Source organism: Pseudomonas sp. NFACC37-1, from assembly GCF_900101575.1.
GTDB lineage: Bacteria > Pseudomonadota > Gammaproteobacteria > Pseudomonadales > Pseudomonadaceae > Aquipseudomonas > Aquipseudomonas fluorescens_AA.
On the sequence record NZ_FMUZ01000072.1, the window covers coordinates 1 to 6,807 of the forward strand.

General features: G+C 58.5%; 8 protein-coding genes and 1 pseudogene. All 9 read left to right on the forward strand.

Annotated elements, in window-relative coordinates; all coding sequences use genetic code 11:
* Positions 1 to 665, forward strand: a 665-nt coding sequence (locus tag BLP82_RS32245) for a phage tail tube protein (protein ID WP_092177118.1), incomplete at its 5' end; no start/stop codon positions are given.
* Positions 666 to 674: 9 nt separating this feature from the next.
* The gene (locus tag BLP82_RS29735; RefSeq protein ID WP_092177120.1) at positions 675 to 1,100 is read left to right on the forward strand and encodes a phage tail assembly chaperone family protein, TAC; all 426 of its coding nucleotides are present in this window, start codon (positions 675 to 677) and stop codon (positions 1,098 to 1,100) included.
* Between the two features lie 50 nt (positions 1,101 to 1,150).
* Positions 1,151 to 1,309: a hypothetical protein gene (locus BLP82_RS29740; protein ID WP_256576692.1), complete on the forward strand. Its 159-nt coding sequence runs from the start codon at positions 1,151 to 1,153 to the stop codon at positions 1,307 to 1,309.
* 55 nt (positions 1,310 to 1,364) lie between these two features.
* A complete protein-coding gene (locus tag BLP82_RS29745) occupies positions 1,365 to 2,171 on the forward strand; it encodes a DUF6694 family lipoprotein (RefSeq protein WP_092177125.1) in 807 nt (268 codons plus the stop codon).
* A gap of 48 nt (positions 2,172 to 2,219) precedes the next feature.
* A complete protein-coding gene (locus BLP82_RS29750) occupies positions 2,220 to 4,793 on the forward strand; it encodes a phage tail tape measure protein (RefSeq protein WP_092177128.1) in 2,574 nt (857 codons plus the stop codon).
* Entirely contained in the window at positions 4,793 to 5,137 is a 345-nt protein-coding gene (locus BLP82_RS29755; protein ID WP_092177131.1) for a phage tail protein, read from the forward strand. Before BLP82_RS29750 ends, BLP82_RS29755 begins: the two co-directional genes overlap by 1 nt.
* Before the next feature lie 54 nt (positions 5,138 to 5,191).
* Positions 5,192 to 5,893, forward strand: a complete 702-nt coding sequence (locus BLP82_RS29760) for a phage minor tail protein L (protein ID WP_092177135.1) — start codon at positions 5,192 to 5,194, stop codon at positions 5,891 to 5,893.
* A gap of 2 nt (positions 5,894 to 5,895) precedes the next feature.
* Positions 5,896 to 6,678, forward strand: a complete 783-nt coding sequence (locus BLP82_RS29765) for a C40 family peptidase (protein ID WP_092177138.1) — start codon at positions 5,896 to 5,898, stop codon at positions 6,676 to 6,678.
* Positions 6,675 to 6,807: pseudogene (locus BLP82_RS32250) on the forward strand (tail assembly protein); the annotation flags it as partial. The gene BLP82_RS29765 and the pseudogene BLP82_RS32250, both read left to right, overlap by 4 nt.

A 6,807-nucleotide genomic window follows, 5' to 3' on the forward strand; every position in this document is an offset into this window, starting at 1 on the left:
TCTTCGAAATCCTTGAAATCGAATGCGCTACCGCTTTCAACCCCGGCGGCAACCCTGCTGACCAGATCGAAACCACGTGCCTGAGTAACAAGGTGCGGACCTATATGCGCGGTCTGCGTACCCCTGGCCAGGCATCGTTGACGCTGAATGCTGATCCGCGCAACGCATCCCACGTTCGCCTGCATCAGTTGTCCGAAGACGACAGCATCGAGAGCATCAGCTGGGCGGTTGGCTGGTCTGATGGCGTCGACATCGTGCCGACGGTCGGCGTCGATGGCACGGTCTCGTCCATCGAAATCACCTCCGGCGGTACTGGGTACACCAGCGCACCTACCGTGGCCTTGACTGGCGGCGGCGGCACCGGTGCGCTGGCCACGGCCAGCATCTCGGGCGGCGCAGTGACCGGCATCACGATTACCAACCCAGGGTCCGGTTATACCTCAGTTCCTACTGTTGCCTTTACCGGCGGCGCCGGTACCGGGGCAGCGGCCACTGCTGAGCTTGGCGATGGAGGGTTCAGCCTGCCAAACACTCGAACCTGGTTTGTTTTCGACGGGTACGTCTCTGACTTCCCGTTCGATTTTGCGGCGAACAGCGTGGTGACCACGGCAGCTTCCATCCAGCGTTCCGGCGGTTCGGCCTGGATCCGCAAGACCAGCGCTTAAGGGGGCTTGATGAAACTGACACTCGAAAGTCTCAAGTCGGTCGGCGCCTTCACCGGCCGACCGGTGGAGAAGGAAATCAAGTGGTCGCAGGGCGATGAAGAGCTCTCTGCCACCGTTTTCATCCGCCCGCTTGGCTATCAGGCAGCAATCAGCGATGTGACGGCCTTGAACGGCAAGCACGACAGCTTGGCCGGGCGCATAGCCGCAAGCGTGTGCGATGAAAACGGGGCAGCTATTTTCACCGTCGGCGATATCACCGGTGATGCGGATCCCCAGCGAGGGGCGCTGGACGGCCGCCTGACGGTGGCGCTATTGGCCGCTATCTTCGAGGTGAACAACCTGGGAAAGACGACGAGCTCACCGGCCTTGAAGAGCTCTGGCACGAACTCGCCATCACCTTCGGCTGCACGATCGCGGAAGCGCAGGAGCGACTGAGCCTTCGCGAGTTCAATCGGTGGGCGAAGTATCGCAAGGAGCGCGGGTCTTTGAATGTTGGACTGCGAGTCGAGCGAAGCCTGGCAGCGTTGTCATCCATGTACGCGAACAGGATCACCAAGGACGGTGGTTTCAAGCCGGAGGATTTCATGCCTCATGCAGGTGAGCGCGTGCTAACGCTCGCCGAGGCGATGAAGGCCTGGGCTTAACGCTTCGCTGGGAAGTTTTGATATCCTCGCGCCACTATTACGTGAGGGATTACCTATGTGGAAGCTACTTGCCGTTGCTGTTCCGGCTCTCTTCATTGCTGGATGTGGGGAGCCAAAACTTGACGGAAGCTCGGAAGCCGCTTTGAAAAAGTCAGTGCAAGAAATCAATCAGAAGCTTCCGGCAGATAAAAAAAGTCAGTTCGAATCTGACCTCAAACTGATAGCCCTTAGTGGGATGGATGTTCCCGCAATCATGAGGGGAGAAAAGAAGACGTCAGACCTAACGACAGGACTGCTGTCCAGCTTGGATGGAAAGACAGTCGATGAAGTTTCTTCAGTCGCAGCGGCCATTAGGATTGCGCGGGAGGCAAAGGAAAAAGAGCAAGCGATTATTGAGATCGAAGAGCTGAAAAAGAAGAAGGTTGATTCGGAGTTGGCAAAAAATGAACTCCAAAAATTCACTGTATCGAAATCCAGATTTTATCTTCAAGAAGAAAAATATTCTTCACGCCCGAAGCCGATCATCGAAGTTACCGTAAAAAATGGGATGTCGGAGGCGGTTTCTCGTGCCTACTTCAAGGGCACCATCGCCTCGCCTGGGCGCTCAATTCCTTGGCTGGTGGAAGACTTCAACTACGAAATCAGTGGCGGTTTGGAACCCGGCGAAGAGCAGTCATGGACGTTGGCTCCAAATATGTTCAGCGATTGGGGAAAGGTGAACGCGCCAGCCGATGCAGTATTTACCGTAGAGGTCGTCCGTCTCGATGGTGCGGATAAAAAATCCATGTTTGGCTCAGGCCTGTTCACCGAAGAAAATCAAAAACGTCTCGATCTCCTGACGACAAAATATCAGGGGCAGTAAAATAATCAGAACCCGCTTCGGCGGGTTCTTTTATGCGTGGAGAACTGAATGTCCAGCAAATCACTCGGCACGTTAACGCTGGACTTGGTTGCAAAAATTGGTGCTTTCACCGGTCCGCTGGACAAGGCAAGTCGGGAGGCAAAAAAGCGCAACGAAGAAATCAGCAAGTCTTTTAGCAGCCTGGCAAAAGGCGTTGGCACAGCGATAGGCAGCATCCCCGCAGTTTTGACTGCTTTGGTGGTGCACTCGGCGAGTGTGGCGAAAGAAATATCTAACCAGTCAGCACTGGCGGGGCTGGGGACTACCGATTTCCAAAAGTATGCGGCGGCAGCGAAAAGCGTCGGCGTTGAACAAGACAAGCTTTCCGACATTTTCAAAGACACCAACGATAAGCTCGGGGACTTCGCCAGTACCGGGGCTGGTGAGCTGAAAGACTTTTTCGAGAACATCGCACCGAAGGTTGGAGTCACCGCTGACAGCTTCAAAAAGCTGAACAGCAAGGACGCTCTGGCCCTCTACGTCACCAGTCTAGAGAAAGCAAACGTCAGCCAGCAGGAAATGACGTTCTACATGGAGTCCATAGCGGATGACTCCACTGCGCTGGTGCCTCTTCTGCGCAATGGTGGTAAGGCTTTTGATGAGCTCGGCCAGGCAGCACTGAACGCTGGTGTGGTTATGGATGAGAGCACCATCGCAGCAGCAAAACAATTCGGCATTGAGTTGCAAGGGATGGGGCAGTACATCACGGCTGGCAAGACTATGTTGGCAGCTGAGTTCCTTCCTGTGCTGGCGCAGTTCTCAAAGGACATGAATCAGTCGGCCAAGGACGCCGGCGGCCTTAAAGGGGTTGTCGGTGATCTCGGTGACAAATTGGTCGAAACCTCAGCATTCGTAATCAGCGCTGGCGACGGTGTCGTGCGCGTATTCGACGTACTGGGTAATACGCTGGTGGGGCTTTACTCCACGGCGGTCGCGCGAATGTCGTCGCTGATGAGCAGTCTGGCCACGGGCCTTGCTGCCGTCACTATAGGGGATACCGCGGACCAGTTCATTGCTGATAGTGAACGCTTGAGTAATGAGGCCGCCCTGAATTTCAGTATCGCAGCCCAAGCGGCTGCGAGTATTGACGAAAGCCTCACGGCTCCGTTGGCGGGTGACAAATTCAAGCAATATGTACAGGACGCCAAAAAGGCAGCGGCAGAGGTTGCGGCAGCCACGAAGAGCGTAACCCCTGGCACCGGTACCGGCATTGACCCAGTTGCTCGCGAAAAGGCTAAGAAAGCTGCCCAAGAGGCAGAGGCTGCTGCGAAGAAAATCAACGATACCTTCAAGAGCTCGGAGACAGATCTTCAGCGTCAGATTGCCCTGATCAACACCTCGGCAGATGCTCAGAAGAAAGCGACAGAGGTCGACAAAATTCGCTTCGAGATTGCATCCGGCAAGCTCGTCGGCATCAATGCTGATCAGCAAAAGCGCTTGGAGGGGCTGGCCAAGGAGCTAGATGCGCTCCAGAGACTCAAGCTTGCGAATGAAGAGGAAGCGAAGTCGGCTGCATTCCTGGCGAACCTGAAGGCAACGAATGCCACGACAAAATCAGGGTTTGACATGGAGCTGGCCGGGGCAGGGATGGGCGACAAAGCCCGGGATCGGCTCCAGCAGGACCTGGCGATTCAGCAGGACTACAACGAGCAGATGGCCGACCTGCAAAAGCAGCTGAACGCGGGGGATATTACGGCGGATCTGTACGCAACAGAGACCGGGATGCTCAAGGACGCTCTGACAGAGCGAATGGAGCTGCAGCACGAATATTACGAAAGTCTTGATGCTGCCCAAACCAACTGGATGGACGGTGTCAATGAGGCCTGGGCCAACTTCGCCGATGTGGCGACTGATCATTCGCAGATGGCAGCGGACATGACCTCGACAGCCCTGGGCAGTGCGAGCAGTAATCTGGGGACATTCTTTTCTGATGTCGCAACAGATGCTGAGGATGCGGGGGACGCTCTCGGCGATATGATTGCCGGCTTCGGGAAGTCAATGGTCAACGCTCTTTCCGACATGGCTGCGCAATGGCTGGTGTACCAGGCGGTCCAGCTGATTGTTGGCAAGACCACACAGAGTGCCGCTGGCCTCGCTATGGTCGCGAACGCCCAGGCAACATCCGCACAGGCCGCGCTTGCCGCTTATGCATCCACTGCGGCCATTCCGATTGTTGGTCCAGCACTGGCACCAGGGGCTGCCCTGGCGGCCCAGACGGCAACTATTCCCATGGTCGCGGCAGTATCAAGCGCCGCGCTTGCCGGCATGGCCCACGATGGCATCGACGCGGTCCCAGAAACTGGCACCTGGCTTTTGGAGAAGGGGGAGCGGGTAACCACGGCAGAAACCAGCGCCAAGCTTGATCGCACCCTTGAGCGAATTAATTCCGGATCCGCTGGAGCCAGCTCGGGCGCTGCGGCGATCAGCATCAACGCCCCGATCACCGTCCAGGCACAGAAGGGAATGAGCGATCAGGAAGCCCAGCAGCAAGGCGAATCAATGGGCCAGGCTTTCACCGCCGAGGTCATCCGCATCATTCAAGGTGAGACGTTGCAAGGCGGCGTTCTCTGGAGGCGTGTGTGATGGCTGAAACCTTCACTTACTGCACCCGGGTCGGTGCCGCCGGCGACATAGCGCAGCGAACCTGGGAGAACGAGTTCGGCGACGGATACGTCCAGGCCGGTGGGATCGGAATCAACACGAAGTCGCAATCCTGGGATATCAGCGCGGTAGGCCGTTTAGTCGCAGGCGATGACCTTTTGGGGATCCGTGATTTCCTCGATCGGCACGAAGGCTATAAGTCGTTTCTCTGGACGCCGCCGGGCGGAACCCAGGGCAGATACAGCGCCAACGGCTACAAGCTGACTGCCGGCGGCGCTGGGATTTTCACTCTGTCTGCCACCTTCAAGCAGGTCTACAGGCCCTGATCCACCTCGACCACCGACCCCGCCAAGTGCGGGGTTTGTTGTTTCTGGAGCCCCATGAATTACAACAGTGATATCCAAAAGCTCGAGCCGGGCAACCAGATCCGGCTGTTCGAGCTCGACGCGACGCGCCTGGGTGCGAACTTGTGGCGGTTCCACGGCCATGCCCAGGAGGGCGACATCATCTGGCAGGGGCAGCTATATTCCCCGATCCAGATCACGGCGAAGGGTTTCGACATCCGCGGCGATGGCCGGCCGGCGTCCCCAACCCTGCAAATCGCCAACGAGCTTGGCGGCGTCCGCGGGGCAGTCACTGCACTGTGCTTGCAGTTCCGCGACCTGGCCGGGGCAAAGTGCACGGTCATTGAAACCTTCCGGCACTACCTGGATGCGGCGAACTTCCCCGATGGAAACCCCACCGCCAGCAACCAGAGCAGGCGAAACCTCTGGTACATCGAGCAGAAGACTGAAGAAAGCTTCGACTCGGTGACGTTCTCGATGTCCAGTCCCACCGACATGGAAGGGCAGATGCTGCCGTCCCAGCAGATCACCAAGCTCTGCAGGTGGGCGTGCCGCGGTGGATACCGGGGCGAGGCGTGTGCCTACACCGGTACTGCGATGTTCACGAAGAAGAATGAGCCCACCGACAACCCGGCCCTGGACCAGTGCGGCGGGTGGTGGAGCAGCTGCAAGCTCCGGGCGAACACGCGCCGGTTTGGCGGCTCCATGGGCGCAAGCCTGATCGCAAGCTCGAGGTAACCATGCGCATCAATCAAAAATTGCAGGACGAGATCCGCGCTCATGCTGAGCGTGCCTACCCGGGCGAAGCGTGCGGCTTGCTGATCAAGACCGATGCCGGCCGCCAGTATGTGCCGTGTGCCAACCGGGCCAAGTCGGAGCGGGAAAACTTCCAGCTCGATGAGCGAGACCAGGCCGCGGCCGAGGACCTTGGCGAAGTGCTGGCGATCATCCACAGCCACCCGAACAAGGCGCCCACGCCGAGCATGGCCGATCGTGTGAGCTGTGAGCTGCATGAACTGCCCTGGGGCATCGTTGGTTGGCCGGGCGGTGAGTTCGCCTGGTTCAAGCCTGTAGGCTTCCAGGCGCCGCTGCTTGGCCGGGACTTCTCCCACGGCCTGCTGGACTGCTGGGGCGCTTGCCGCGATTGGTACGCCCGCGAGGCCGGCCTGCAACTGCCGAACTTCGAACGCCAGGACCTGTGGTGGGAGGATGAGACCGGCCCGAGCCTGTACGAGGACAACTTCAAAGCCGCGGGTTTCTACCAGGTCGAAACGGCGCAGCGCGGCGACATGCTGGTGCTTCAGGTGCCGACCCCTGGCCGGCCGTGCTTCCATCCGAACCACGCGGCGATCTACCTGGGCGATGACCCATCGCTTTCCAGCGAGCCGGCGCCGGCCCTGGGCGGATCGGGACCATTCATTTACCACCACATGCCCGGGCGCTTGGCTGCACGGGAGGTCTACGGCTGGTCCATGGCCAACCGGGTGAAATTGATCCTACGGCACAAGGACTACCGGCCATGACCATGACCACTATCAAACTGGGCGGCGTGCTGGGCAAGCGCTTCGGCCGCCAGTACCGCCTGGACCTGCACGGGTTCCGGGATGCGATGAATGCCCTGTGCGTGATGAAGCCTGGGTTCGAGAAATTCC

Coding starts and splice junctions, on each gene's coding strand:
- BLP82_RS29755 (WP_092177131.1), top strand. CDS start 4,793: ATGGCTGAAACCTTCACTTACTGCACCCGGGTCGGTGCCGCCGGCGAC.
- BLP82_RS29735 (WP_092177120.1), top strand. CDS start 675: ATGAAACTGACACTCGAAAGTCTCAAGTCGGTCGGCGCCTTCACCGGC.
- BLP82_RS29750 (WP_092177128.1), top strand. CDS start 2,220: ATGTCCAGCAAATCACTCGGCACGTTAACGCTGGACTTGGTTGCAAAA.
- BLP82_RS29745 (WP_092177125.1), top strand. CDS start 1,365: ATGTGGAAGCTACTTGCCGTTGCTGTTCCGGCTCTCTTCATTGCTGGA.
- BLP82_RS29760 (WP_092177135.1), top strand. CDS start 5,192: ATGAATTACAACAGTGATATCCAAAAGCTCGAGCCGGGCAACCAGATC.
- BLP82_RS29765 (WP_092177138.1), top strand. CDS start 5,896: ATGCGCATCAATCAAAAATTGCAGGACGAGATCCGCGCTCATGCTGAG.